The 25,855-nt window shown below is 61.6% G+C and carries 27 protein-coding genes and 1 pseudogene; 16 read left to right on the forward strand and 12 right to left on the reverse strand.

Going from position 1 to position 25,855, the window contains the following annotated elements:
- The first annotated feature begins 68 nt into the window (after nucleotides 1-68).
- The 3 genes from AC3IP0_RS14570 to AC3IP0_RS14580 all read left to right on the forward strand — a co-directional run bounded on the left by AC3IP0_RS14570 (nucleotide 69) and on the right by AC3IP0_RS14580 (nucleotide 3,388).
- Nucleotides 69-962, forward strand: coding sequence for a LysR family transcriptional regulator (locus AC3IP0_RS14570; protein WP_489315878.1), 894 nt, complete (start codon nucleotides 69-71; stop codon nucleotides 960-962).
- Nucleotides 963-1,126: 164 nt separating this feature from the next.
- Nucleotides 1,127-2,233, forward strand: a complete 1,107-nt coding sequence (locus tag AC3IP0_RS14575) for an enoyl-CoA hydratase/isomerase family protein (RefSeq protein ID WP_489315879.1) — start codon at nucleotides 1,127-1,129, stop codon at nucleotides 2,231-2,233.
- Between the two features lie 3 nt (nucleotides 2,234-2,236).
- Nucleotides 2,237-3,388: an acyl-CoA dehydrogenase family protein gene (locus AC3IP0_RS14580; RefSeq protein ID WP_489315880.1), complete on the forward strand. Its 1,152-nt coding sequence runs from the start codon at nucleotides 2,237-2,239 to the stop codon at nucleotides 3,386-3,388.
- 91 nt (nucleotides 3,389-3,479) lie between these two features.
- Here the strand turns inward: AC3IP0_RS14580 and AC3IP0_RS14585 are convergent, their stop codons facing one another.
- From AC3IP0_RS14585 to AC3IP0_RS14610, 6 genes are all read right to left on the reverse strand, one after another.
- Entirely contained in the window at nucleotides 3,480-4,253 is a 774-nt protein-coding gene (locus AC3IP0_RS14585) for an enoyl-CoA hydratase (RefSeq protein WP_489319777.1), read from the reverse strand.
- A gap of 29 nt (nucleotides 4,254-4,282) precedes the next feature.
- A complete protein-coding gene (locus AC3IP0_RS14590) occupies nucleotides 4,283-5,410 on the reverse strand; it encodes an acyl-CoA dehydrogenase (RefSeq protein ID WP_489315881.1) in 1,128 nt (375 codons plus the stop codon).
- Nucleotides 5,411-5,552: 142 nt separating this feature from the next.
- Nucleotides 5,553-6,746 carry an acetyl-CoA C-acyltransferase gene (locus AC3IP0_RS14595; RefSeq protein ID WP_489315882.1) on the reverse strand — a complete coding sequence of 398 codons (1,194 nt, stop codon included), beginning with the start codon at nucleotides 6,744-6,746 and terminating at the stop codon, nucleotides 5,553-5,555.
- A 12-nt stretch (nucleotides 6,747-6,758) separates the two neighbouring features.
- Entirely contained in the window at nucleotides 6,759-7,520 is a 762-nt protein-coding gene (locus AC3IP0_RS14600) for an SDR family NAD(P)-dependent oxidoreductase (RefSeq protein WP_489325067.1), read from the reverse strand.
- 16 nt (nucleotides 7,521-7,536) lie between these two features.
- Nucleotides 7,537-9,201, reverse strand: coding sequence for an AMP-binding protein (locus tag AC3IP0_RS14605; protein ID WP_489325069.1), 1,665 nt, complete (start codon nucleotides 9,199-9,201; stop codon nucleotides 7,537-7,539).
- 137 nt (nucleotides 9,202-9,338) lie between these two features.
- Complete coding sequence (locus AC3IP0_RS14610) at nucleotides 9,339-10,262, reverse strand: carbon-nitrogen hydrolase family protein (protein ID WP_489325071.1); 924 nt, start codon at nucleotides 10,260-10,262, stop codon at nucleotides 9,339-9,341.
- An 84-nt stretch (nucleotides 10,263-10,346) separates the two neighbouring features.
- On the opposite strand from AC3IP0_RS14610, the gene AC3IP0_RS14615 reads away from it, so the two are divergent.
- Nucleotides 10,347-11,255, forward strand: coding sequence for a LysR family transcriptional regulator (locus AC3IP0_RS14615; protein WP_489325073.1), 909 nt, complete (start codon nucleotides 10,347-10,349; stop codon nucleotides 11,253-11,255).
- A gap of 9 nt (nucleotides 11,256-11,264) precedes the next feature.
- Here AC3IP0_RS14615 and AC3IP0_RS14620 read toward each other — a convergent pair whose 3' ends face one another.
- The gene (locus AC3IP0_RS14620) at nucleotides 11,265-11,519 is read right to left on the reverse strand and encodes a hypothetical protein (RefSeq protein WP_007970091.1); all 255 of its coding nucleotides are present in this window, start codon (nucleotides 11,517-11,519) and stop codon (nucleotides 11,265-11,267) included.
- Nucleotides 11,520-11,683: 164 nt separating this feature from the next.
- Here AC3IP0_RS14620 and AC3IP0_RS14625 point away from each other — a divergent pair, with 164 nt between their 5' ends.
- The gene (locus AC3IP0_RS14625; protein ID WP_477754239.1) at nucleotides 11,684-12,001 is read left to right on the forward strand and encodes an ElaB/YgaM/YqjD family protein; all 318 of its coding nucleotides are present in this window, start codon (nucleotides 11,684-11,686) and stop codon (nucleotides 11,999-12,001) included.
- Between the two features lie 134 nt (nucleotides 12,002-12,135).
- Here the strand turns inward: AC3IP0_RS14625 and AC3IP0_RS14630 are convergent, their stop codons facing one another.
- On the reverse strand, nucleotides 12,136-13,176 hold the full coding sequence (locus AC3IP0_RS14630) for an Ldh family oxidoreductase (RefSeq protein WP_489315887.1): 1,041 nt from the start codon (nucleotides 13,174-13,176) through the stop codon (nucleotides 12,136-12,138).
- Between the two features lie 108 nt (nucleotides 13,177-13,284).
- Between AC3IP0_RS14630 and AC3IP0_RS14635 the strand changes: the two are divergent.
- Together AC3IP0_RS14635 and AC3IP0_RS14640 are read left to right on the forward strand one after the other, a co-directional pair.
- Nucleotides 13,285-13,635, forward strand: a pseudogene (locus AC3IP0_RS14635) (hypothetical protein); the annotation flags it as partial.
- Nucleotides 13,636-13,829: 194 nt separating this feature from the next.
- Nucleotides 13,830-14,831: a FecR family protein gene (locus AC3IP0_RS14640; RefSeq protein WP_489325076.1), complete on the forward strand. Its 1,002-nt coding sequence runs from the start codon at nucleotides 13,830-13,832 to the stop codon at nucleotides 14,829-14,831.
- Between the two features lie 55 nt (nucleotides 14,832-14,886).
- On the opposite strand, the gene pvdQ is transcribed toward AC3IP0_RS14640, so the two are convergent.
- Complete coding sequence (gene pvdQ / locus AC3IP0_RS14645) at nucleotides 14,887-17,223, reverse strand: bifunctional acylase PvdQ (protein ID WP_489325077.1); 2,337 nt, start codon at nucleotides 17,221-17,223, stop codon at nucleotides 14,887-14,889.
- Nucleotides 17,224-17,472: 249 nt separating this feature from the next.
- Here pvdQ and AC3IP0_RS14650 point away from each other — a divergent pair, with 249 nt between their 5' ends.
- Nucleotides 17,473-17,844, forward strand: coding sequence for a fe2+ zn2+ uptake regulation protein (locus AC3IP0_RS14650; protein WP_489315891.1), 372 nt, complete (start codon nucleotides 17,473-17,475; stop codon nucleotides 17,842-17,844).
- 8 nt (nucleotides 17,845-17,852) lie between these two features.
- Here AC3IP0_RS14650 and AC3IP0_RS14655 read toward each other — a convergent pair whose 3' ends face one another.
- Nucleotides 17,853-18,041 (reverse strand): hypothetical protein, encoded by a 189-nt coding sequence (locus AC3IP0_RS14655; RefSeq protein WP_489315892.1) that lies wholly within the window; start codon nucleotides 18,039-18,041, stop codon nucleotides 17,853-17,855.
- Nucleotides 18,042-18,197: 156 nt separating this feature from the next.
- Between AC3IP0_RS14655 and AC3IP0_RS14660 the strand changes: the two genes are divergently transcribed.
- The 8 genes from AC3IP0_RS14660 to AC3IP0_RS14695 all read left to right on the forward strand — a co-directional run bounded on the left by AC3IP0_RS14660 (nucleotide 18,198) and on the right by AC3IP0_RS14695 (nucleotide 23,618).
- Nucleotides 18,198-18,335, forward strand: a complete 138-nt coding sequence (locus tag AC3IP0_RS14660; protein WP_223444620.1) for a hypothetical protein — start codon at nucleotides 18,198-18,200, stop codon at nucleotides 18,333-18,335.
- A gap of 292 nt (nucleotides 18,336-18,627) precedes the next feature.
- Nucleotides 18,628-19,074 carry a DUF411 domain-containing protein gene (locus tag AC3IP0_RS14665; protein WP_489315893.1) on the forward strand — a complete coding sequence of 149 codons (447 nt, stop codon included), beginning with the start codon at nucleotides 18,628-18,630 and terminating at the stop codon, nucleotides 19,072-19,074.
- Nucleotides 19,074-19,508: a YqaA family protein gene (locus tag AC3IP0_RS14670; protein WP_489315894.1), complete on the forward strand. Its 435-nt coding sequence runs from the start codon at nucleotides 19,074-19,076 to the stop codon at nucleotides 19,506-19,508. The genes AC3IP0_RS14665 and AC3IP0_RS14670 overlap by 1 nt, the downstream gene beginning before the upstream one ends.
- An 85-nt stretch (nucleotides 19,509-19,593) precedes the next feature.
- Complete coding sequence (locus tag AC3IP0_RS14675) at nucleotides 19,594-20,619, forward strand: alpha/beta fold hydrolase (protein WP_489315895.1); 1,026 nt, start codon at nucleotides 19,594-19,596, stop codon at nucleotides 20,617-20,619.
- A gap of 13 nt (nucleotides 20,620-20,632) precedes the next feature.
- Nucleotides 20,633-21,586, forward strand: coding sequence for a D-2-hydroxyacid dehydrogenase family protein (locus tag AC3IP0_RS14680; RefSeq protein ID WP_489325080.1), 954 nt, complete (start codon nucleotides 20,633-20,635; stop codon nucleotides 21,584-21,586).
- 179 nt (nucleotides 21,587-21,765) lie between these two features.
- Complete coding sequence (locus tag AC3IP0_RS14685) at nucleotides 21,766-22,308, forward strand: tetratricopeptide repeat protein (protein WP_489315897.1); 543 nt, start codon at nucleotides 21,766-21,768, stop codon at nucleotides 22,306-22,308.
- 66 nt (nucleotides 22,309-22,374) lie between these two features.
- Complete coding sequence (locus tag AC3IP0_RS14690) at nucleotides 22,375-22,857, forward strand: RNA polymerase sigma factor (protein ID WP_489319779.1); 483 nt, start codon at nucleotides 22,375-22,377, stop codon at nucleotides 22,855-22,857.
- Complete coding sequence (locus AC3IP0_RS14695) at nucleotides 22,857-23,618, forward strand: anti-sigma factor family protein (RefSeq protein ID WP_489315898.1); 762 nt, start codon at nucleotides 22,857-22,859, stop codon at nucleotides 23,616-23,618. Before AC3IP0_RS14690 ends, AC3IP0_RS14695 begins: the two co-directional genes overlap by 1 nt.
- A 47-nt stretch (nucleotides 23,619-23,665) precedes the next feature.
- Here the strand turns inward: AC3IP0_RS14695 and AC3IP0_RS14700 are convergent, their stop codons facing one another.
- Nucleotides 23,666-24,967, reverse strand: coding sequence for an ATP-binding protein (locus tag AC3IP0_RS14700; RefSeq protein ID WP_223444636.1), 1,302 nt, complete (start codon nucleotides 24,965-24,967; stop codon nucleotides 23,666-23,668).
- A 4-nt stretch (nucleotides 24,968-24,971) separates the two neighbouring features.
- Entirely contained in the window at nucleotides 24,972-25,673 is a 702-nt protein-coding gene (locus AC3IP0_RS14705; protein WP_007985461.1) for a response regulator, read from the reverse strand.
- Nucleotides 25,674-25,855: the final 182 nt, after the last annotated feature.

A 25,855-nucleotide genomic window follows, 5' to 3' on the forward strand; every position in this document is an offset into this window, starting at 1 on the left:
ATGCGTCGTCGGATACATTGGTAAAATATCAAGTTAATTAACCTGACTTTATGACGGAGTAATGTTTGATGCTCGGCCAACTCCACGATCTGGATCTGCAATTGTTGCGTCTGTTTGTCAGCGTGGTGGAGTGCGGCGGCTTCAGCGCCGCCCAAGGCGAGTTGGGGTTGAGCCAGTCAAGCATCAGCCAGCAAATGGCCAAACTGGAAACCCGCCTGGGCTATCGGCTATGCAGTCGCGGCAAGGGTGGGTTCAGGATCACGCCCAAGGGCGAACAGCTCCTCAGCGCCACCCGTGGATTGTTCGAGTCCATCGAAGCCTTCCGTCACCAATCCAACGGCGTGGCCGGACGCTTGATCGGCGAAGTGCGCCTGGGTCTGTCCGAGGCCCTGGACCAATCGGTGCTGCAACGGGTGGCCGAGGCAATCCGGCGCTTTCGTGAGCGCGACGAGTCGGTGCGTATCGAGCTGATCAGCGCCATGCCCGGTGAAATGGAGCGCTTGCTGCTGCAACAGCGGCTGGACCTGGCCATCGGCTACTTCTCGCAAGTGCAAAGCGCATTTGACTACCGCCAATTGTTCATTGAAACCCAGCACCTGTATTGCGCCCCCGGCCACCCGCTGTTCACCAACCCGACCCCCGACGATCAGGATCTGCAGGCCTGCGACCGGGTCGATCACCCGTACCGTTTCCTGCGCAGTGACGAACCCTTCCAGGGCAAGTTGTGTTCGGCGCGCTCGGAACAAGTCGAAGGCACCCTCGCCTTCATCCTTTCCGGCAAGCATGTCGGTTACTTGCCCAGCCACTTCGCCCGTGGTTGGGAAGACAAGGGTTTGCTCAGGGCCGTGCGCCGAGGCGACATGAGTTTCGATGTCGCGTTTCATCTGGCCCGGCACCGGGCGCAGGTGGCCGGCGAGGCGCAGAAGGCCTTCGAAGAGGATCTGCTCGCGGCGTTTGCCTGAATTCGCCTTGGTCTACGCTGTAACAATATCGGACATCAACCTGCAAAAATGCACAGATAACCTGCACTTATCCGGGTTGTACAAGGCAAATTTGCACTGATACGATCCGCCATCGCTCGCGCGCGAGCATCTCGATAAAGAACAATAAAAGCAGGGAGTTAGTGATGACTGCTCAGGTTTCAACGAAGGGGGCGCAGTCCATGGATGCCATGCAAAACGAAGTGCTGGCCGAGGTTCGCAACCACATTGGTCACCTGACCCTCAACCGCCCCGCCGGCCTCAATGCCCTGACCCTGGACATGGTGCGCAACCTGCACCGCCAGCTCGACGCCTGGGCCCAGGATCCGCAGGTACTTGCCGTGGTCTTGCGCGGTGCCGGGGAAAAAGCCTTCTGCGCCGGCGGCGACATTCGCTCGCTGCATGACAGCTTCAAAAGCGGCGGCACCCTGCACGAAGATTTCTTCGTCGAGGAATACGCCCTCGACCTCGCGATCCACCACTACCGCAAACCGGTGCTGGCCCTGATGGACGGTTTTGTCCTCGGCGGCGGCATGGGCCTGGTGCAGGGCGCAGATTTGCGCGTGGTCACCGAGAAAAGCCGCCTGGCCATGCCGGAAGTCGGCATCGGCTACTTCCCGGACGTCGGCGGCAGTTACTTCCTGCCGCGCATTCCCGGTGAACTGGGGATTTACCTCGGCGTCAGCGGCGTACAGATTCGCGCCGCCGATGCGCTGTATTGCGGCCTGGCCGACTGGTACCTCGAAAGCGCCAAGCTGGGCACGCTGGACGAGAAACTCGACCAGCTCGAATGGCACGATACGCCACTCAAGGACCTGCAAGGCCTACTGGCGAAATTCGCCGTGCAGCAACTGCCCGATGCGCCACTGGCGACTTTGCGCCCGGCCATCGACCACTTCTTCGCCCAAGCCGACGTGCCGAGTATTGTGGAACAACTGCGTCAGGTCACAGTCGCCGACAGCCATGAGTGGGCCGTCACCACCGCCGACCTGCTGGAAACCCGCTCGCCGCTGGCCATGGCCGTGACCCTGGAAATGCTCCGTCGCGGACGCGAGCTGCCGCTGGAACAATGTTTCGCCCTTGAGCTGCACCTGGACCGCCAGTGGTTCGAGCGCGGCGACCTGATCGAAGGCGTGCGCGCCTTGCTGATCGACAAAGACAAGACACCGCGCTGGAACCCGCCCACCCTCCAGGCGCTGGACGCCGAACACGTGGCGAGCTTCTTCAGCGAGTTTGACCAGAGCGAGAGCTGAGCCATGCACGATATCGAATTGAGCGAAGAACAAGTCATGATCCGCGACATGGCCCGGGATTTTGCCCGCGGCGAAATCGCGCCCCATGCCCAGGCCTGGGAAAAGGCCGGCTGGATCGATGACGGTCTGGTGGCGAAGATGGGTGAACTGGGCCTGCTGGGCATGGTGGTCCCCGAGGAATGGGGCGGCACCTATGTCGACTACGTGGCCTACGCCCTGGCGGTAGAAGAGATTTCCGCCGGCGACGGCGCTACCGGCGCCTTCATGAGCATCCACAACTCCGTGGGCTGCGGGCCGGTGCTCAACTACGGCAGCGAAGAACAGAAACAGACCTGGCTGGCGGACCTGGCCAGCGGAAAGGTCATCGGCTGCTTCTGCCTGACCGAACCCCAGGCCGGTTCCGAGGCGCACAACCTGCGCACCCGTGCCGAACTGCGCGACGGCCAGTGGGTGATCAATGGCGCCAAGCAGTTCGTCAGCAACGGCAAGCGCGCCAAGCTGGCGATTGTGTTTGCCGTGACCGATCCGGACCTGGGCAAACGTGGCATCTCGGCGTTCCTGGTGCCGACCGATACCGCAGGTTTTATCGTTGATCGCACCGAACACAAGATGGGCATCCGTGCTTCCGACACCTGCGCGGTGACCCTGAACAACTGCACCATCCCCGAAACCAATTTGCTGGGCGAACGCGGCAAGGGCCTGGCCATCGCCTTGTCCAACCTCGAAGGCGGCCGCATCGGCATCGCCGCCCAGGCGCTGGGCATTGCCCGCGCGGCGTTCGAAGCGGCGCTGGCCTACTCCCGTGATCGTGTGCAGTTCGGCAAAACGATCAATGAACACCAGAGCATCGCCAATTTGCTGGCCGACATGCACATGCAGTTGAACGCCGCGCGACTGATGATCCTGCACGCAGCCCGCCTGCGCACGGCCGGTAAACCCTGCCTGTCGGAGGCGTCACAAGCCAAGCTGTTTGCGTCGGAAATGGCGGAAAAGGTCTGCTCGTCCGCCATTCAGATTCATGGCGGGTATGGGTATCTGGAAGACTATCCGGTGGAGAAGTACTACCGGGATGCGCGGATCACGCAGATCTACGAAGGGTCGAGCGAGATTCAGCGGATGGTGATTGCCCGCGAACTGAAGAATTACTTGGTGTAAAGCAAAAGATCGCAGCCTTCGGCAGCTCCTACAGGTGTAGGCATAACTCTGTAGGAGCTGCCGAAGGCTGCGATCTTTTGATGCAACCATATTACTTACCTTGGAATTCAGCCTCACGCTTGGCAATAAACGCCGCCATCCCTTCCTTCTGATCCTGCGTCGCAAACGCCGCATGGAACACCCGACGCTCAAAGCGCACACCTTCGGCCAGGCTCACTTCAAAGGCACGGTTGACGCTTTCCTTGACCATCATCGCAATCGGCAACGATTTTTTGGCGATCAATGTCGCAACTTTCAGCGCTTCGTCCAGCAGCTCATCGCTCGGCACGATACGCGCCACGATGCCACAACGCTCCGCTTCCACGGCATCGATCAAGCGGCCGCTCAGGCACATTTCCATGGCCTTGGCCTTGCCCACGGCACGGGTCAGGCGCTGGGTGCCGCCCATGCCCGGCAACACGCCGAGGTTGATTTCCGGTTGACCGAATCGGGCGTTATCGCCGGCCAGAATGAAGTCGCACATCAGCGCCAGTTCACAGCCACCGCCCAAAGCGAAACCGTTGACCGCCGCGATGATCGGCTTGCGGCGGTTGGCTACGCGGTCGCTGTCACTGAACAGGTCGTCGATGTAGATCTGCGGATAGGTCAGCTCGGCCATTTCCTTGATGTCGGCACCGGCGGCGAAGGCTTTTTTCGAACCGGTCAGGACGATGCAGCCGATGTTCGAGTCAGCCTCGAAGCCATCGAGGGCCTGGTTAAGTTCGCTGACGATCTGCGCATTCAACGCATTCAGCGCCTGTGGACGGTTGAGGGTGATCAGGCCAACGCGGCCGTGGGTTTCCAGCAAAATCGTTTCGTAGTTCAGCTCTTTGTCGCTCACAGGGGGACTCCTTCTTATAAGTTGCGCGAAATGACCATGCGCTGAATATCGCTGGTGCCTTCGTAGATCTGGCAGACCCGCACGTCGCGGTAGATCCGTTCCAGCGGGAAATCGTTGAGGTAACCGTAGCCGCCAAGGGTTTGCAGCGCCGAGGAGCATACCTTCTCGGCCATTTCCGAGGCGAACAACTTGGCCATAGAGGCTTCGACCAGGGCTGGCTTGCCGCTGTCACGCAGGGCGGCGGCGTAGTGCACCATTTGCCGCGCCACGGCGATTTGGGTCGCCATGTCCGCCAGGCGGAAGGCCACGGCCTGGTGCTCGATGATCGGTTTGCCGAAACTCTGGCGCTCACGGGCGTAGTCTCGCGCCGCTTCGAACGCGGCGCGGGCCATGCCCACCGATTGCGAAGCGATGCCGACGCGACCACCTTCAAGGTTGGCCAGGGCAATCCTGTAGCCTTCGCCCTCCTCGCCCAAACGGTTGGCCACCGGCACCTTCACCTCTTCGAAGAGGATCTGGCAGGTGTCGGACGCATGCTGGCCGAGCTTGTCTTCGACCCGCGCAACGGTGTAGCCCGGCGAATCGGTCGGCACGATAAAGGCGCTGATGCCGCGTTTGCCAGCGCTCGGATCGGTCACTGCAAACACAATCACCACCCCGGCATTCTGCCCGGAGGTGATGAATTGCTTGCAGCCGTTGAGCACGTAATGATCGCCTTCCAGGCGCGCACGGGTTTTCAAGCCGCTGGCGTCGGAACCGGCCTGGGGTTCGGTCAGGGCGAAAGCGCCGAGCATCGCACCGCTGGCCAGCGGTTTGAGGAAGCGCTCTTTCTGCTCATCGGTGCCGTAGTTGAGGATCGGCACACAGCCCACGGAGTTATGCACGCTCATGATGGTCGAGCAGGCGCCATCGCCGGCGGCGATTTCTTCCAGGGCCATGGCGTAAGCCAGGTAACCGGTATCGCATCCGCCCCACTGCTCCGGCACCAGCATGCCGAAGAAGCCCAGCCCGGCCATCTCGCCGATGGCTTCCTTGGGAAAGCGATGCTCACGGTCCCACTCGGCGGCGAACGGTTTTAGCCGTTCCTGGGCAAAGTCCCGGGCCATGTCGCGGATTTGTTGTTGGTCGTCATTGGGGATCATGGTGAATCCTTGAATCTGGTTACGAGGCAGAACCCTGTGGGAGCGGGCTTGCTCGCGAAGAGGCCGTGTCAGTCGACATCATCGTCGGATGACACACCGCTTTCGCGAGCAAGCCCGCTCCCACATGGGATTGGCGTCAGTTTCAGTAGAGACATTCCACGGCCATGGCCGTCGCTTCACCGCCGCCGATACAAATCGCTGCAACGCCGCGTTTCAAGCCTTTCTGGCGCAGGGCCGAAAGCAGGGTCACCAGAATCCGCGCACCGGAGGCGCCGATCGGGTGACCGAGGGCGCAAGCACCGCCGTGCACGTTGAGCTTCTCGTGGGGGATTTCCAGATGCGTCATCGCGGCCATGCCGACCACGGCGAAGGCTTCGTTGACTTCCACCAGATCGACGTCATTGAGCGACCAGCCGGTTTTCTTCATCAATTTCTTGATTGCACCGATTGGCGCCACTGGAAACAGACCCGGGGTGTCGGCGAACGCGGCGTGGCCATGGATCACCGCCAGCGGTTTCAGGCCTTGCTTCTGTGCCTGCGACTGGCGCATCAGCACCAATGCCGCCGCACCGTCGGAGATCGAACTGGAGTTGGCCGCGGTCACCGTGCCGCCTTCGCGGAACGCCGGCTTCAACGAAGCGATCTTGTCCAGCCGGGCTTTAGGCGGCTGCTCGTCATTGCTGATCACCACCTGCTCTTTGCCGACGGTCACGGTCAGCGGGACGATTTCGTCCTTGAAGCTGCCGTCCTTGATCGCCTGCTGCGCGCGAGTGGTCGAGGCAATGGCGAACGCGTCCTGGGCTTCACGGCTGAAGCGGTTGGTTTCGGCGCACTCTTCGGCGAAGGTGCCCATCAGGCGGCCCTTGTCGTAGGCGTCTTCGAGGCCGTCGAGGAACATCGAGTCCTGCACCCGGCCATGGCCCATGCGGTAGCCGGCACGGGCGCGGTCCAGCAGATAGGGCGCGTTGGACATGCTTTCCATGCCACCGGCGACCACCACGTCGGCACTGCCCGCTACCAGCATGTCATGGGCCAGAATCGCCGCTTCCATGCCGGAACCGCACATCTTGTTCAGGGTGGTGCAGCGGGTCGATTTATCCAGCCCCGCGCCCAGCGCCGCTTGACGCGCAGGGGCCTGGCCAAGGCCTGCCGGCAGTACGCAGCCGAACAACACTTCGTCGACGGTATCACTGGCAACGCCGGCACGTTCGACGGCGGCCTTGATGGCGGCCGCACCGAGTTGCGGCGCGGTCAGGCTTTTCAGTTCGCCCTGGAAACCACCCATCGGGGTGCGGACGGCGCTGACGATAACGATTGGATCGTTGGAGATAGTCATGACAAATCCTCCTTACTTGGCGGCCATGCGCAAGGCACCGTCGAGACGGATCACCTCGCCATTGAGCATGCTGTTTTCAATAATATGCTTGACCAGCCCGGCATACTCGCTCGGTTTGCCCAAACGCGGCGGGAATGGCACGCCGGCGGCCAGGGAGTCGCGGACCTCCTGGGTCATGCCGGCCATCATCGGCGTCTCGAAGATGCCCGGGGCGATCGTCATGACACGAATGCCGAAACGCGCCAGCTCACGGGCCGCCGGCAAGGTCAGGCTGACAATCGCACCCTTGGACGCCGAGTAAGCCGCCTGGCCGATCTGGCCGTCATACGCCGCAGCGGACGCGGTGTTGATGATCACGCCGCGCTCGCCATCGGCATCCGCTTCGGTCTCGGCAATCGCCGCTGCCGCCAGGCGCAGCATGTTGAAGCTACCAATCAGGTTGACGTTGATCACCTGGCTGAAACTGGCCAGTGCATGCGGACCGTTCTTGCCGAGAATCTTCTCGCCACGCACGATGCCGGCGCAATTGACCAGGCCATTGAGGCCGCCAAAGGCCTTGACCGTCGCCTGCACCGCAGCTTCGGCCGCCGCTTCGTTGCTGATGTCCGCCACCACGCTGTGCGCGCCAAGGCGCTGGGCCTGGGCCGCAACGGCTTCGGCGTTCATGTCCACCAACATCACTTTCCCGCCTGCGGCGACCAGCACCTCGGCGGTGGCGGCACCGAGGCCGGAAGCGCCACCGGTGACGATAAAAATCTTGTTCTGGATCTGCATCATTATTTCCCTGGATTCAAGCTGGAAGGTTCTTCGCCGCGGCCTCTTGAGCCTTGGCGATTTCCTGGTTGCGCAAGATAAAGCGCTGCAATTTGCCGCTGGGGGTTTTCGGCAATTCGCTGACAAATTCGATTTCACGGGGGTACGAGTGCGCCGCCAGACGCTTGCGCACGTGTTGGCGCAGCTCTTCGGCCAACTCGGGGGCGGCGCGGTATTGCGCGCTGAGCACGACGAACGCCTTGACCAGTTCGGTGCGCTCCGGATCGGGCTTGCCGACCACGGCGGCCTCGACCACGGCCGGGTGTTCGATCAGGGCACTTTCCACGTCGAACGGGCCAACCCGGTAGCCGGAGGTGGTGATCACGTCATCGCTGCGACCGACGAAGCTGATGCTGCCGTCCGGGTTCCACTCCACGGTGTCGCCACTCAGGTAGTAGTTGCCGACAAAGGCCTTGGTCGGCCCGCCTTCGTAGCCGGCGAACCAGTACATCGGCGATTGACTGCGGTCGATGGCCAGGATGCCCGGCTGGCCAACGCCGAGTTCCTTGTACTCTTCGTCGAGCACCACGATGCGGTGCCCCGGCGAGGCAAAACCGGCGGCGCCCATATGAATCGGGTGCTCAAGGCCGTGGTGGTTGCACAGCACCATGCCCAGTTCGGTCTGGCCGTAATGATCGTGGATGACCACGTCGAGGTTGTCGGCGAACCAGCGGATCACTTCCGGGTTCAGCGGCTCGCCGGCGCTGCTGACGATACGCAGCTTGCCCTTGATCGACTTGGCGAATTCATCGCCGCCGGCAATCAGCAAGCGGTAGGCCGTCGGCGAACCGGTGAGGTTGGTGATCCCGTACTTGTTGATCACCCGGCAGGTGCTTTCGAGGGTGAACGGGCCATCGTAAAAGGTGATCGGATGGCCCATGGACATCGGTCCGGTGACACCGAAATAAATGCCGTAGGCCCAACCCGGATCGGCGACGTTCCAGAAGGCGTCTTCCGGGCGCAGATCCACTGCATCGCGGGTGTAGCCCTGGAACGCAACAATGGCCTTGAGCGGCACCGACAGCGCTTTCGACGGGCCGGTGGTGCCCGAGGTGAACATCAGCAGGAACGGATCTTCGCCGGTCAGCAGCACTGGTTCACAGTCGGAGGAATAGTTGGCCAGTTCGGCCCAGAAACTGAAATCGCCATGCACCAGGCCCTGCCCTTTGGGGCCGGTGACGGTAACGATGGTCGGGCAATCGGCGACTTCGGCGAGTTTCGGCCGGTTCACTGCATCGGTCACCACCACTTTGGCGCCAGAGCAGCCCAGGCGGTGCTCGATGGCCTTGGGGCCGAATGCGGTAAACAGCGGTTGATACACCGCGCCGATGCGCCAGGTGGCGAACACGGTGATCAAGAGTTCGATATTGCGTGGCAACAGGCCGGCGACCTTGTCGCCTTTCTTCACGCCCTGGGCCAGCAGGTAGTTGGCGAACCGCGCGGCCTTGTCCTGCAAGTCGGTGAAGGTGTACGTCGCACCGGTGCCGTCGCGGCCTTCCCAGAACAGCGCGATGCGACCCGGCAAGGCGTGCCGGTCACAGCATTCGACACAGGCGTTGAGGGCCGTCAGATCGCCTGCGAGTGCGGCATCGACGGTGTGCTGATAATTGAACTGAGAAGTAGCAGACAAGTAATCGCGCATTGCCAGAATCCCACTGTGTTTTTTATTAGGTTGGGGGGAACCGTAATCAACAGGGAAATACTCGCTCTGCGCGGGTTACCGGGCAATGGTCAAAGCTATCAAGTTGTCTGACTGCTTTGGCCAAAGCCCGCAGGGCATCAGGAGGTGAAGCGCACCCCGGGTTTGGCGCGTTCGTCCACGGTCAGTTCGAACACATCCGGCCGGGCATAGTGGCCGACCACGTCAAAGTCGTAGCGGGCGCGTACCAGGTCGTCCGTATCGATTTGTGCGGTGAGCAAACCGGCGCTGTCGCGCAACGGGCCGGCGAGGATGTCGCCCATGGGACCGACGATCACGCTGCCGCCGGCGATCAACGGCCGATCTGACGGCCAGTTGGCGATGTCCAGGCCCAAGGCCTGCGGCGATGCCTGGACCTGACAGGCACTGACCACGAAACAACGCCCCTCATGGGCGATGTGGCGCATGCTGACTTGCCACATCTCCCGCTCGTCCACGGTCGGCGCGCACCACACCTCCACGCCCTTGGCGTACATCGCCGTGCGCAGCAGCGGCATCATGTTTTCCCAGCACACCAGCGCACCGACGCGCCCGACCTGGCTGTCGATCACCGGCAAGGTCGAGCCATCGCCCTTGCCCCAGATCAGCCGTTCGGTGCCGGTGGGCATCAGCTTGCGGTGTTTGGCCACCAGCCCGGCCTGCGGATCGAAGTACAGCGCGGTGCAGTGCAACGTGCTGCCGGCGCGCTCGATCACGCCGATCACCAGATTGGCCCCGGTGCGTGCGGACAGCGCCGCCAGCGCCTCGGTTTCTGCGCCGGGTACGTCGATGGCATTGGCAAAATAGCGGGCAAAGGCTTCGCGCCCTTGCGGCAGGCGATAGCCCATTTGGGTGCCAAAGCCCTCGCCTTTGGGATAACCGCCCAACAACGCTTCCGGCATCACCACCAACCCGGCGCCGGATTCGATGATCGCGTTTTCATAGGACAGGATCTGTTCCAGGGTTTCAGCCTTGCCACCAGGCAAGGCGCCGATCTGCAGGGCCGCAACGATTGATTTAGGCATTTCGCAAACTCCATCCACATCAGGTGTTGCTCATTCTCCGGCGTCAGGCAATCATCAATAAAGACCGATTCACTGCTGAATGATATGAATCAAATGAATATCACCGACGTCGACCTCAACCTGCTCAAAGTCTTCGAAGCACTGCACGAAGAATCCAGTGCCAGTCGCGCCGCATTGCGCCTGGGCGTGACGCAATCGGCCGTCAGCGCGGCCTTGCGTCGGTTGCGCGAGGTGTATGGCGACCAGCTGTTCGTGCGCACCGGGCGCGGCTTGGCCCCCTCGCTCAAGGCCAACCAGCTCAAACCGGTGGTCAGCGATGCCCTGAACAAATGCCGGCAGAGCCTGGCGATGGTCGATCCGGCTGCTGATCATTACGAAGGTCGTTCGGTCACCGTGGGAATGTCGGATGATTTCGAGATTGCCTACGGCCGACGGCTGATCGAAGAAATCGCCCGTGGCGCGCCGAAACTGCGGCTGATTTTCCGCCAGACCCACAGCCAGATCGTCGCCCAGGCGCTGATGGAGCGCAGCATTGACCTGGCGATTACCGCGGGCGGGTTTGCCGAGCGGCTGCTCAGCCGTCAGGTGCTGGGGGAAGGTGGTTATCTGTGCCTGGTGGACCCGTCGAGCCTGGTCGAGGGCCAGCAGAGCATCGGTCTTGAGGAATTTGTGGCCCGCGAACACATACTGGTGTCGTCCGGCGGCTTTATCGGGATTACCGATGAAGGATTGGCGGCGCTGGGGCTGAGCCGGAGGGTGTGCGCCTCGACCACGCATTTTGCCGCGTTGCCGCATTTGCTCAAAGGCAGCCGGGCCGTGGCGACCATTCCGGCCCATGCCGCCCAAAGCATTGCAACGCTCAGCGGGTTGGCGCTGCTGCCCTGCCCCTTGGCTTTGCCGCGCTACCCGATCGAACTGGGCTGGCGGACCAGCACCCAACTCGACCCGGTGGTGTTGAAAGTGCGCGAGGCGATCGTCGCGAGCTTCGCCTGACGGCCGATGTTATTTGTTTGCCGCCATCAGGCGATTGACTTCACTGCGCACCATGTTGGCGTATTCCGGGGGCGACATGCCGTCCAGTTCGGCGCGCACCCATTCCGCCCACTTGCCTTTGCGCTTGGCCCGTTCGCCGAACAACCGCGCGGCCTCACCCTTGGCTTTGCCCAGGTTGTTTTGCCAGAGTTCGAACAGACGGGATTTCTCGTCTTCAAGCGCAGCGCGCTCGGCGAGGGGTTTGTCGGCCAGATTGAAGCTCATGGGAATTTCCTGCTGCGTAAAATAGGCGACATCTTACACTGTAGGACGAAAGGTCCTGCGCCGGTTTTTCAGCAAGATGGCCTCCCCGGGCAAAATAGCTGCAACTTTTCCGACGACGGCAGACTCCATTATTCACTGTCCACTTACCTGCAAGGAGTACTTCAATGGCCCGCAAAACCGCCGCGCAAGCCGCCGAAGATCAAATCAAGGATCAAGCCTTCAGCGAGCTTCAATCGCTGATCGAAGAGTCGGAAAAGCTGCTGAAAAGCAGCGCCTCGCTGGTCGGGGAAGAAGCGGAGACCCTTCGCGGACAAATCGCCCTGAAACTCCAGCAGGCCAGGGATTCGGTGAGCAGCGTACGCGACCGCACCCTGCCCGCGGTCGAGGCCACTGAAACCTATATCGGCGGGCATCCATGGCAAACCGTGGCGATTTCCGCCGGGTTTGGCCTGGTGGTGGGGTTGTTGTTGGGGCGTCGATAAACACTGGCAAACACTGAACCCTGTGGGAGCGGGCTTGCTCGCGAAAGCGGTGTGTCAGCAACTTGGATATTGGCTGACACGACGCCTTCGCGAGCAAGCCCGCTCCCACAGGGGGTTGCGGCGCATCTAAAGGATCACTCCCCCGCCAGCTCCCGCAGATTCGCCAGCGTCCGGGCATCCAGTTCAATGCCATTGACCTGCGACTTCGCGCGCTGATGATGACGCCGATCCCCCGGCAAACGCTTCAGGCCGACACCGTGCATTTGCCGCACCAGTTCCTGGCTGCGCTCGGCAAAACTCTGCCCCGCCGCTTTGTCCGGATCGATCACGATAAGCAACTGGCCAGTCCAGGGCGTCTTGGCGCCAGGGTGGTTCTTCCAGTCGAACTCGAAGGAAAAATTGCCGCCAGTCAGTGCCGCCGCGAGCAACTCGACCATCATCGACAACGCCGAGCCCTTGTGCCCGCCGAAAGGCAGCAGCGCGCCGCCCTCGAGAATCGCCTTCGGGTCCGTGGTCGGCTGGCCGAGGCTGTCCACGCCCATCCCTTCCGGCAAGCGTTCACCCTCGCGGGCGGCAATTTGCACATCGCCATGGGCAATGGCGCTGGTGGCCAGGTCGAAGACAATCGGCGCGCCATCGGCCCGTGGCGCAGCGAAGGCAATCGGGTTGGTGCCGAACAGCGGCCGGTCGGCACCGTGGGGCACCACGCAGGTCATGCTGTTGACCACGCTCAATGCCACGAGGCCTTCATCTGCGAAAGGCTCGACATCCGGCCACAAGGCCGCGAAATGGTGCGAGTTGCGAATCGCCAGCACCGCGATGCCGGCACTTCGGGCTTTCTGCACCAGCAGTTCGCGTGCCGCCGCCAGGGCCGGTTGCGCAAAACCGTTTTTGGCGTCGACCCGCACAAACCCTGAAGCCACATCTTCGACCACCGGAACGGCCTGGCCATTGACCCAGCCGCTTTGCAGCGTCGAAACATAACCTGGAATGCGGAATACCCCGTGACTGTGCGCGCCGTCGCGCTCGGCACCGGCGCAGTTTTGCGCCAGCACCCGGGCAACGTCGGCCGACGTGCCGTGACGCAGAAAAATCTTCTCCAGCAAAGCGCTCAGCGCTTCGAGTGACAGGTGTGACGAGACTGCGGTAGAGGCGTGATCGTGTGGCGCAGACATCTGAAGCTCCAGACTGATTATTGGAGGGAACAACAGCGTACAAAGACCCGCCGATTAACAACGTGCGGCGTGCGAACTGTCAACCTTTCGCTCAGGGTCGATGAGAACGCTACCGCTCAGTCTGACTGGGAGGCCGTCAAACACCTGTTCGGCTCCGGCATCGAGTGCATTTCAGGCCTGCTGCCGGGCAAGCTCGTGTATGTGCAGTTTCTTTGGAAGGCCTACAAGGACGCCAAAAACTCAGCCGAAGCCCTGCAGGACCACCACTGGACGAGCGCATTGCGCGATTTTATTGCCGGTGCGGCACAAATCGTGTCATTGGGCCGGTTGTCGCTTGAAGGATGGGCCGAAAGCGCCCAGGCAACCGGCGAAGCCGTTGCTCAACCGGTTGCCACCCCCGTGATCGCGCAACCCTGGTCGCAGGTCCGGTCGACAGCGGTAATGCGTACCAGTGCGCAGATCCCCGAATCTGCGCGCTGCAACGGTGTTTGATTTGATCTTTTTTTCACGCGCCCTGTGGATACTGCTACCCGACAGCAGGTGTTCCAGAGGCGAAGCGTTGAAAAAAAACCATACATTGATAGTTAAATGCCATGACTGATGTTCTCGCAGGCTTCCCCCAAGGTTAGAATGCAGGAAATCAGGAAGGGCCAATGACCGACCACACGCTCTCGGAAGCCGAATACGACGCCATCACCGATGCCGCTGCGCACTGGTGCATGCGTCTGCACGCCAATGACTGCACCGAGCAAGAGCGCCAGGCGTTCGAGCAATGGCGTGATGCGCATCCGCTCCATGCCTTCGAGTACGAAGCGATGCTGGAGATCTGGGAAGTCGCCGGCGACTTGCCCCGTCCCGCGCCCGTCGTGCCGCTGGTTCGCTTCCAAGCCGAAAACCCGTGGCGCCGCCTGGCTATTGCAGCGGCGGTATGTGCCCTGGCACTGCCTTTGGCCGGTTATGGCGGCTGGCACCTGGGCTGGGTTCCGAACGCGTACCAGCATTTCGAAGCGTCCGACAATGTTCGAACGGTCACCTTGAAGGACGGCAGCCAGGTAGAACTGAACCTGGGCAGCGAGCTGACGTACAGCAACTACAAGGATCAGCGGCAAGTCACACTGGAAAAAGGCGAAGCGTTCTTCAGGGTCAGCCATGACACCCGTCACCCTTTCGTGGTCAAGGCCGCCGAAGGCCGGATTCGCGTGACCGGAACCCAATTCAACGTCTGGATGTATGAAGACCAGGTCAAGGTGAACCTGATCGAGGGTTCGGTACTGGTCAGCAGCAACGCCGACCTGCAAGGCGACGGTTTGCGCCTGGACCCGGCGATGCAGGCCAGTTATCGCCACGGCGACTTCACCCCCCGCATCAGCCAGACCTATGACAATGACAGCTCGCTGGCCTGGCGCCAGGGCAAGCTGGTGCTCGACGATCTGGCCCTGAGCGATGCGCTGCCATTGATCAATCGCTACCTGGACAAACCGTTGATGGTGGCTGACCACAGCACCGGCTCGATCCATATCGGCGGCATTTACAACATCAAGGAGATCAACGGCCTGGTGAAGTCCTTGCCGCGGGTCCTGCCGGTCTACCTCACCCGCAACCAGAACGGCAATCTGGTGGTCAACGCGATTCCGCAGTCATCCCCGAAAAGCTGAAAAGGCCGCCACCCTTGCGGGTGCGGCCTTCAGCGTCCATGCAAATCTCCATTCCTTACTGCGCGACCACCTTGGCATCCTGCTGGCGGATCGTCTGCACCTGATAGTCCGGATCGGACAGGATCTGTTGCTCGGTGAAAGGCAGCACGCTCCATTGCTTCCTGGAAAAGGCCTGCGTCTGGTCCCGTGAATACTTCGACGCCGGGTCGCTGGACAACGAGAACGCCAGAAGCCCTTTGGCCTGCGGTCCGTTTTCGTCGAAGGTCACCACTTGCAGGTAACTCGTGCCGCTGACCACTTCGCGCTTGCCATCGCTGCGCGGCACGCTCTGGATGGCGTTGTAGACCCCCAGCGCACCAGGTCCGCCGTGGATCGGCGTCTGTTGTCCGCCGCTGCTGACCACCTGGATATCGCCCCAACGACTGTCCGGCTTGAGGCCTGCCGCCTTGACCTGTTCAGCTGAAGCCAGCATCGCCACCCGTAGCGCCTTCGCCACCTGCGGGTGATCGACCGCCAGCCCGCGCGGCGTATGTTGCGGATCCTGCGGATCGAATGCCACGCGCCATAGGTCCGGCACTGACTCCAACGCCTCCATGACATTCTGGAAGTGCACAAAACCCAGACCGCTGCCCAGGTTGGCGTTGCGGTCCCAGGCCTTGAGGCTGGCGCACAGTGGCGCAAGCGTTTTTGCATCGGCACCGAGATCCGCCGCGCAGAATTGCAGCAGGTCCGGCATCATTAGATTCGCCTGATAAACCTGATCGTCCATGACCATGCGTTGCAAGTCCGCTGCCCCGACCTTGCCGGCCTTGGCCAGCGTGCTCAAACGCTCCAGGGCAAAGCGTGAACGCAGCCCCAATGGCTGGCTGTCCTGGCTGATCAACGGCGAATAGCCGGTCAGCGGTTGCGCCGGGTTGACCATCCATGCCGAGTCGTTGGAGTGCTGGACAAAATCCTTGCGCAGCAATTGCGGCAACTTGTCCGACGCATAGATACCCTGTTGTGGCGCCTGCGGGTCGATGTCCCAGGCACAGGCGCTATTGGAGCCGTCGAGAATGATCATCTGCAAGCCCACTCGTGGATCGCTGCATTGCGCCAGCTTGTCGAGGCTGACGTTGGGCACCACCGAGAGGTTCATGTACAGCGTCTGCCCCTGGTCGTCCGCCGCCAGCGTGTTGACCCACGGAATGCCCTGGATCCTGTGCACCGAGGCCTGGAAATCCTTGAGGTTTTCAGCGCGGTTCATCGCGTACCACTGCTGCAGAACGCGGTCGTTATCCAGATTGGCGTCGCGCAGGCTGTAGGCGTATTGACGATCCCAATCCAGTTTTCCCGGCCATTGCACCACCGGACCGAACTTCGAACTGTAGACCTCGTGGGGAATCGCCCGGACCTGCCCGTCCGCCTGCCTGACGTTGACGGTCACGGTCTGCTTGTCCATCGGCAAGGACTGGCCGTCGAGCAGGTAGCGGGTCGAATCCTTGGGATCGAGTTGCAGGCGATACAGCGTGAAATGCCTGGACGAATCCACGGTGTGGGTCCAGGCCAGATGTTGATTGAAGCCGATGTTGATCAGCGGCAGGCCGGGCAATGCTGCGCCCATCACGTCCAGTTTGCCGGGAATGGTCAGGTGCATCTGGTAAAAACGCATGCCGCCCACCCACGGAAAGTGCGGATTGGCCAGCAACATGCCGCGTCCGTTGAAGGAGCGCTCGCTACCGACCGCAACGGCGTTGCTGCCCCGGTCCAGGGCAAAGCGCTGCATCCGCGTGGCGGCCACCTGGAACGCCGCCTGTGCGTTCGACGCCTGGGCCACGGCTTGGGGTGGCTTGGCACCGGCCAGGGCTTCGGCGAACTGGCCGACGCCACCTTCGACCAACAGGCGCCGGGTCAGCTTGACCAGATCCGACGTGGTGATGTCGCGCACCCAATCGCCCTGGCATTGCGATGGCAAACCCTGGGTGCGACGCTCGCTCAAGGAGCGGTTGTACCCCGCCACATAGCCTTCGACCAGTTCACGCACTTCGGGGGTCTGGGCCTGCCAGAAACCGGCGATGGCTTGCGGGGTGTTCAGCCAGGTGAAAAACACATCGCTGACCAGGTTTTCCCGCTCTTCGACGGTGAACTGATCCGGCCCGAAGTACCGCGAACGTTCGCCGTTGACCGTAGTGATCTCGTTGGCCAGCAGGCACAGGTTATCCTGGGCGTAGACATAGCCGATGCCGTAGCCGAGCCCGCGCTCATTATCGGCGCGGATGTGTGGCACGCCGAAACCGGTTCGGCGGATGTCCGCGCTCGTTTGCGCAGGCGTGCCGCTCGCGCTTGCCGCAAGGCTCAGCCCCAGAGTCACACCCACCAGGCTCAACCTGGTTAACTGGCTGGAAATAATCACGCTCGCTCCTGATCGAAAAAACGATGGCCACTAGCTGCGCATATCCACGCGCGCCGGGCCTCCCTGTAGGGACGAAGCTCACCACAAAAATTTAGGGATTTACTGCGCAACGACCCATGATCTGACAGGTTGATAACGCGACGGCGACAAATTTTCTACATTCGAGCCTTCATGATTCGGGCTGCTCATACGTCTAGACTTGTAAGAGCGCCCATTTTTTCCTGATCAGGCTCTGAAAGGAGTTTTGCAATGTACAACTCGCAACTGCCAACGGACGGTAGCAACGCGCCAAAGGGTACTTCCATGGGAGTCGGCGTATTCGAGCCGCGTATCGAACGCCACGGCAACGAGCGGATCCGGATCCTGCTCAAAAGCTTTGGCCTTCGAACCAGTCTGATCCGCCTGAAAGTCATCGACGCCCTGCTGACGGCCGCCGAAAACGACCGCAGCCTTGGCGTGCGCGGCGTGCACAGCCAATTGCTGGACCTGGATATTCCCCTGTCCTTTCTCAGCGTGCGTGAAGTGCTAAAGCGCTTGTACAGTGAAGGCGTGATTGTCCTCAATCCCGACAAGAGCTACAGCCTGCATCCACAGGCTGCTGCCATCCTGCGCAACCGATGATCGAATGATCAGGGCTTGACCTTGCGGCGCATCACGCCATTGATGACCACCACGACCACCGCCACGCCAATGGCGATGTACTGGAACAGTTTTTCGCTGATGACGCCGGTGTTCTGCAACCAGGAAAGGCCAAACATGATCCCCAGCACCATCAGAGAGATCAGAATCGAGTATTTCAAACGTTGCGACTGAGTCATTGCGGGTTCCTGAATCTGAAAATGTATCCGGTTTGTATCGACGCCCATGCCAAGCGCTTACCCTGTTTCGGGGATAAGCGGCTACAAGCGGGGTCTCATGTTACAGCCGATGAAGAGTTTTAGCTTCATTGCGGCGATAACCATGAGGACTTTCAAATGTTGCGTCGAATCACATTGCTGATTCCCCTGCTGGCCATCCTGACCCTGAGCGGATGCATTGTTTTCCCCCACGGGGGCTGGCACCACGATCACTATGACAACCATGGCGGACCAGGTTACTACCCACATCGCTGACAGCGGTTCAACGGCCTGAATCCGCGCGCTGAAAAGCCCGGTTGATTTCGCGGAAGAAGTCATGAAACTTCTCGACCGCTAAGGTTCGCCGGCCCGTTCGATAAGCGCAACGGGCCGCCTCCCTGCCTGGCCCATCCTGACGATTTTGTAATGTGCCCCTCATCTACCTGACAGCATTGATCTACCATCATCGAACGGCGGATTTTTGTAGCAATTCGAAACACACCTTGAATGCCTGACCGGAAAAAATGGTCAGAATGCGTTTTTTTGCCCGTTAGCCGAGACGAATCCCATGCGAAACCCTCTGCGCCTGATCGCCCTGAGCGCCCTGTTCATGTCCTCCCTGGCCCAGGCCGCCGACCTCATTCCGATCGAGGTTCATCGCGACGCCAATTGTGGTTGCTGCAAAAAATGGATCACCCACCTGGAGGCCAATGGTTTCAAGGTCGATGACCACGTCGAAGCCAACATGAGCGAGTTCAAGCAACAGCACGGGGTAGCGCCACGCCTGGCGTCTTGCCACACCGCGTTGATCAACGGCAAATTCGTTGAAGGTCATGTCCCGGCCGACCAGGTCCTGGCCTTGAGCAAGCGCGACGATCTGCTGGGCGTCGCGGCCCCCGGCATGCCCATGGGTTCGCCCGGCATGGAAATGGACGGCATGAGCGATGCTTACCAGGTCATCGGCCTGAAAAAGGACGGCACTGACGTGGTGGTTGCGGACTATCCCGCCCATTGATGTCCGGCGCGTACCTCGGGCTGTTTTTCGCGGCATTCGGTGCCGCGACGCTGCTGCCGTTGCAATCCGAAGCGGTGCTGGTCGGACTGCTGCTCAGCGATCGATATTGGCTCTGGGCACTGCTGGCGGTGGCAACGTTCGGTAACGTTCTCGGCTCGCTGCTTAACTGGTGGCTGGGACGCGGGATCGAGCGGTTCCGAAACCGACGCTGGTTTCCGGTGAGCCCCCGAAACCTGGAGAAAGCCCGGCTTCATTACCAACGCTACGGCCATTGGTCATTGCTGCTCAGTTGGCTGCCGGTGATCGGCGATCCGCTGACGCTGGTCGCCGGGGTCATGCGCGAGCCACTGGGGCGCTTCCTGCTGATCGTCACCCTGGCCAAAGGTGCCCGCTACGGCGTGCTGGCCGTGGCGACTTTGGGCTGGATGGGTTGAACCATCAAGGGCGGCGGTTGCCTGTGTTTAATGCCGCCCTAATCGAATCAATCCAGCATCGGCGGATTTACCATGGAGCCCTCATATGTCGCGCCCCTTTTCCCGCTGGTTACCCGGCCTTTTACTGACCGCCGCCCTGCCCGTCATCGCCCACGCCGAAGGACCGGAATATGGCCCCGAGTTGCAAGGTTTCGACTACCCCTACGCCCTCAAGCACTTCGCTTTTGAATCCCAGGGCCAATCCCTGCAAATGGGTTACATGGACGTCGCTGCCCTCGGCAAGGCCAATGGTCGCAGCGTGGTGCTGATGCACGGCAAGAATTTCTGCGGCGCCACCTGGGACAGCTCGATCAAAGCCCTCAGCGACGCCGGCTATCGGGTCATCGCCCCGGACCAGATCGGCTTCTGCACCTCCAGCAAACCAGCGCACTATCAGTACAGCTTCCAGCAACTGGCAACGAACACCCAGCAATTGCTCAAGGCGCTGGGCATCCAGAAAGCCACGCTGCTGGGGCACTCCACCGGCGGCATGCTCGCCACTCGCTATGCCTTGCAATACTCCGAACAGGTCGAGCAACTGGCGCTGGTCAACCCCATCGGCCTGGAAGACTGGAAAGCCCTCGGCGTGCCCTACCGCACGGTTGACCAATGGTATGAACGCGAACTCAAGCTCAGCGCCGAGGGTATCCGCAACTACGAACGCACCACCTATTACGGCGGTCGCTGGAAGCCGGAATTCGATCGCTGGGTCGACATGCTCGCCGGCCTGAACAAAGGCCCGGGGCATACGCAAGTCGCGTGGAACTCGGCGCTGATCTACGACATGATCTTCACCCAACCGGTGTACTACGAATTCCACAACCTGAAGATGCCGACCCTGCTGTTGATCGGAACGTCCGACACCACCGCCATCGGCAGTGACATCGCCCCGCCCGAGGTCAAGGCGAAGATCGGGCACTACGACGTCCTCGGCAAACAAGTGGCCAGGTTGATACCCCAGTCCACGCTGGTCGAATTCCCTGGCATGGGCCATGCGCCACAGATGGAAGAACCGGCACAATTCCACCAGGCCCTGCTCGCCTGGCTGAACAAGACCAACCCCGTACGTTGAAGAGGAAAGGCTGATGCCTGTGCAGATTGCAGTGCTTGATGATTGGCAGGATGTGGCGCGGGATGTGGTGGACTGGTCGGCGCTGGACAGCGTCGGCCAGGTGAGTTTTCTCCATGACTACCCCGCCGACAACCAGACCCTGGCCGAGCGCCTGGCCGGGTTCGAGGTGATCTGCGTGATGCGCGAGCGCACCCGTTTCGATGAAGACCTGCTGCGCCGCCTGCCGAAACTCAAACTGCTGGTGACCGGCGGCATGCGCAATGCCGCCCTGGACCTGAAAGCCGCCGCTGCGCTGGGCATTTCGGTCAGCGGCACCGACAGCTACAAACATGCCGCGCCGGAACTGACCTGGGCGCTGATCATGGCCGCGACCCGCAACCTGGTGGTCGAAGCCAATGCCCTGCGCGCCGGCCAATGGCAACAAGGCCTGGGTGGCGACCTGCATGGCAAGACACTGGCCATCCTCGGTCTGGGCAGCATCGGCCAGCGTGTCGCGCAGTTCGGTCAGGTGTTCGGCATGCGCGTCATCGCCTGGAGTGAAAATCTCACCGCCGAACGTGCGGCCCAGGTCGGTGTGACCTGTGTCAGCAAGCAGGAACTGTTCGAACAGGCCGACGTGCTGTCGGTGCACCTGGTGCTCAGCGAGCGCAGTCGCGGTCTGGTGGACGCACAAGCCCTTGGCTGGATGAAACCCACGGCGTTGCTGGTGAACACCGCTCGCGGTCCCATTGTCGATGAAGCGGCACTGATCAAGGCGCTGCAGAAACAACGGCTGGCCGGCGCCGCCCTGGATGTCTTCGAGCAGGAGCCGCTGCCCGCCCACCATCCGTTCCGGACCCTGGACAATGTATTGGCGACGCCCCATGTCGGGTACGTGAGTCAGCAGAACTACCAGCTGTTTTTCTCGCAAATGATCGAGGATGTTCAGGCCTGGTCGACGGGCGCTCCGATACGTCTGTTGGGCTGATACCGCCCCCACAGGGATCTTCAGCGCACACAACGCTGCGCTATGAGCTTTCCTTGAAATCACCGCCAGTACGTAACGAATAATTGCTCCTGCTGCGGTGTTCTCATCACATCACCCATGCGCTGCATCTGGCGAGGCGCGACCTGATCCGAAACCCATGAATCTGTGGAGCAACGCCCATGAATATTCGCTTTGCTGTCCTGATGCCCCCACTGTTGCTGAGCGTTGCGTTGTCCGGCTCCCTCGCCCTGGCCAACGGTGGTGGCGGGGACGACGACGCGCCCATCAGGCCCAACTGCCCAAAAGGTCAGGTGTTCGACAGCAAATCCAAGCGTTGCGTGCGGCAGACCAGCAGCCTGGTGCCGGACGAAGACCGCACCAACTATGCCTATCGACTGGCCAAGGACGGGCGTTACGAAGAAGCCCTGGCCCTGCTCGATACGCTGAAACAGCCAAATACCGCAAAAGCGTTGAACTATCGCGGCTACGCCACGCGTAAACTGGGACGTACCGACGAAGGCATCGGCTATTACCTGCAATCGGTGAAACTCGACCCGCAATATGCGCAGGTCCGCGAGTACCTCGGCGAGGCCTATGTGATCAAAGGCCGACTGGATCTTGCACAGGAGCAACTGCGGCAGATCGAATCCATCTGTGGCAGTACTCAATGCGAGGAGTACCAGGACCTGGTCGAAGCCATCAATGGCTCATCGAAAACCTGACAACCCGAGCGGACGGAGGTCGCCATCGCCAGCGATCAGGCAATACGAACGGAACTGAACCAGCATCTGGCGCGTTTATGGCGCTACGGCCTGCTGTTGTCCCGGCAACGGCATGTCGCCGATGACCTGGTGCAAGCCACCTGCGTGCGGGCGCTGGAACGGGCCGGGCAATACGTGTCGGGAACACGCATGGACCACTGGCTGCTGAGCATTCTGCATTCGATCTGGCTCAATGAAGTCCGTGCCCGGCGGGTGCGCCAGGGTCAGGGCCAGGTAGACGCCGATCAGGCCTTGTCGTTCGATGGTGAATCCGTGGCCCAGACCCATGTATTGGCGGCACAGGTCATCCGCCGCGTCGATGCCTTGCCCGAGGCCCAGCGCGAAACGGTGTTTCTCGCCTACGTCGAAGGCTTGTCCTACCGCGAAGTCGCCGAGGTGCTGCAAGTACCCATCGGCACGGTCATGAGTCGCCTGGCCGCCGCTCGGGCGAAACTGGCCGAATACCCACCGTTGCACACGGTGCCCACCCCTAACCGAGGAGAACATTGATGAACACGATACCCTCGGACGAACAACTGGTGGCTTACCTCGACAACCAACTCGATACCGAGCAGCGCGCGCGCATCGACGCGGCCATCAATGCCGACCCGATGCTCGGCCTGCGCCTGCAATGGTTGGATCGCAGCAGCCTGCCGTTCAAGGAAGCCTATGATGAGCTGGCCCGACAGGCTCCGGTGGATCGCCTGCAAGCCATGCTCGCCACGCTGCCCTCACCCGCCCGCCCCGGGCTCAATCGACGCTGGTTCCTCGCCGCCGCGGCCGGGTTGCTGGCCGGTGGCGTACTGGCGGACCGTTTGTTCCTCGGCTGGCAAGCGAGCCAGCAGACACACAACTGGCGCGGCCTGGTGGCCGATTACATGGCGCTCTACGTGCCGGAAACCCTGGATCACCTGCCCGGCGATGAAGCCGCCCAACGGGCACAACTGCGCACCATCGATGCGCGTCTTGGCCTCAACCTCGCGCCGGCAAAACTGAGCCTGCCCCGTGCCGAGTTCAAGCGCGCGCAAATCCTTGAGTACGACGGTGCGCCCATCGCCCAGATCACCTACCTCGATCCGGCGCACGGCCCCATGGCGCTGTGCGTTACCCGCTCCAACAGCGGCAGCCGCCATTTCGCCCGGGAACAGCGACGCGAGCTGAATATCGTGTATTGGGCTGACATGGAACACGCCTGGATGCTGATCGGGCATCAGCCGATGGTGGATCTGGAGGAGATGGCGAAGCTGTTGCGTAGTCGCCTCAGTACCTGAGAAACCCTGGCTCAACGCAGGCGCTGCGGCAGCGCCTGCGAAGCGCGTCAGGCCGAAGCCGGCAACCACAAGCGAAACCGCGCCCCGCCCAGCGGCGAGGCTTCCACCGTCAGCGTGCCTCCCTGTGCTTCCAACGCCCGGCGGCTGATCGCCAGCCCCAGACCAAACCCACCCGTGGCGCGGTCGCGGCTGCGGTCGAGGCGGTAGAAGGGTTCGAAGATCCGCTCGCGCTCGTCGTCCGGAATGCCGATGCCGTCATCGTCGACCCAGATTTCACAGCCGCTGGCATAGACCTGCACACCGATCTGAATACGTTTCTCGCAGTAGCGCATGGCGTTGCGCAGCAGGTTTTGCAAGGCGCGGGCGGTCAGGCGTGGGTCCAGGCTGAAGCGTTCGAACTGGCCGTGGAGCAGCACGTCGATGACGATTTCCGGGGACTCCATTTCCTCGTCGACGCTGCCGAGAATGCTGTCGATGAATTCATCCAGCGACACTTCGACCTGCTCCGGCAGACGCGCCGGGTTTTGCAGGCGACTGTAGGACAGCAGCTCCAGTACCAGCTCATCGAGTTCCCGAATGTGCGCCACCAGGCTTTGCAGGCGCTCGCGGCTGGCCGCCGGCAAGTCGTCGGACAGGGCCAGCGCCAGGCCGAAATCCAGGCGCGTCAGCGGCGTGCGCAACTCGTGGGACACCGCATTGAGCAAGTCCCGCTGCTGGTTGAGCAGGTTCTCGATGTCGCCGGCCATGGTGTCGAACACACTGGCCAGGCTGCCGATGTTGGAACTCGGGGAGATTTGCGTGCGCTCGCCCAGGTGGCCCTTGCCAAAGCGTTCGGCCGCGCCCTTGAGGCGCTCCAGATCACGCCAGTGCGGGCGCAGCCACAGCAACAGGCACGCGAGCATGGTCGCGCCGATCAGGACGTTGATGCTCCAGTACAACAGGTTGACGTCCAGCGGATCCGGTGGCACGACCATTTGCACCACGGTGCGCTCATTCAGCGGCGCGACCGCCAGCGTGCGCCAGCCCCAGTCGCCCACGCGCACGACGTTCTCGCCGCGGCGCAAGCGCTGCTGTTCATCAGGCGTCAGGCTGCTGTCGTCATTGCTGCTGAGCACGATGTGCAGAGGAGAGAAGTCCTTGTCCATTTCAGCGGCCAGGGTCGGCCACTGTTCGGCCGGGACCCCGTGGAACTGTTTGACGATCAGCGTTTGCAGCCCTCGCGAGTAATCGAGGTTGTAGGTGACAAAGCGCTCCTGGAACACCTTGACCACCAGGTCCGGCACCAGATAGATCGCCGCGCTGAAAGAGACGATGGTCACCAGGTACAAACGAAAGAGGATTCTGAACATCGGCTCAGCATTCCCACTCGGATCGACTGAACAGGTAACCCTTGCCCCACACGGTCTTGATCTTGCGCGCCTCGCCGGCGTGGTCGTCGAACTTGCGTCGCAGCTTGGAAATCGCCACGTCCACCGAACGGTCGGTGCCGTTGAATTCGATACCGCGCAGGCGTTGCAGGATCTGGTCGCGGCTCAGCACTTCACCGGCATGCCGGGCCAGCACTACCAGCAGGTTGTACTCGCCGCTGGACAGCTCGACCAACTGCTCGCGCCAGGTCACGGTGCGCTCGGACAAGTCGATGCACAGGTTGCCCATCAGAATGCGGTCGTTGGCGGTCTGCGGCTCGCTGAGGCTGCTGCGGCGCAGCAAGGTCCGCACCCGGGCCAGCAGCACCCGCGGCTCGCAGGGTTTGGTGACGTAGTCGTCGGCCCCCATTTCCAGGCCCAGGACCTGGTCGTGGCTGTCGTCGCGGGCGGTGAGCATCAGGATCGGCAAGGTCGCCGAATCGGCGCGCAGCAGGCGACAGACTTGCAGGCCGTCGAGGCCGGGCAGCATCAGGTCGAGGATCACCAGGTCCGGCGGATTGAGCCGCGCACGTTCGCGCACATGGTCACCGCGACCGATCACGCTGACGGAATAACCGTTGCGTTCCAGGTAGCTGGCAATCAGTTCGGCGAGGGCGGTGTCGTCTTCGACCAGGAGGATGTTGGGCATGGGGTGTTTCCAGAAAGAGCTGTGGCGCCAGATACGCCGCCATCGCGAGCAAGCTCGCTCCCACAGTGGTCGGTGGTGTTCACAACATTTGTGTTCACATCAAATCCCTGTGGGAGCGAGCTTGCTCGCGATAGCAATCTATCTGGTGCAATAGAAATCAAGGACTGAAGGATATACGCCCT

It is taken from the genome of Pseudomonas sp. GL_103 (assembly GCF_057835175.1).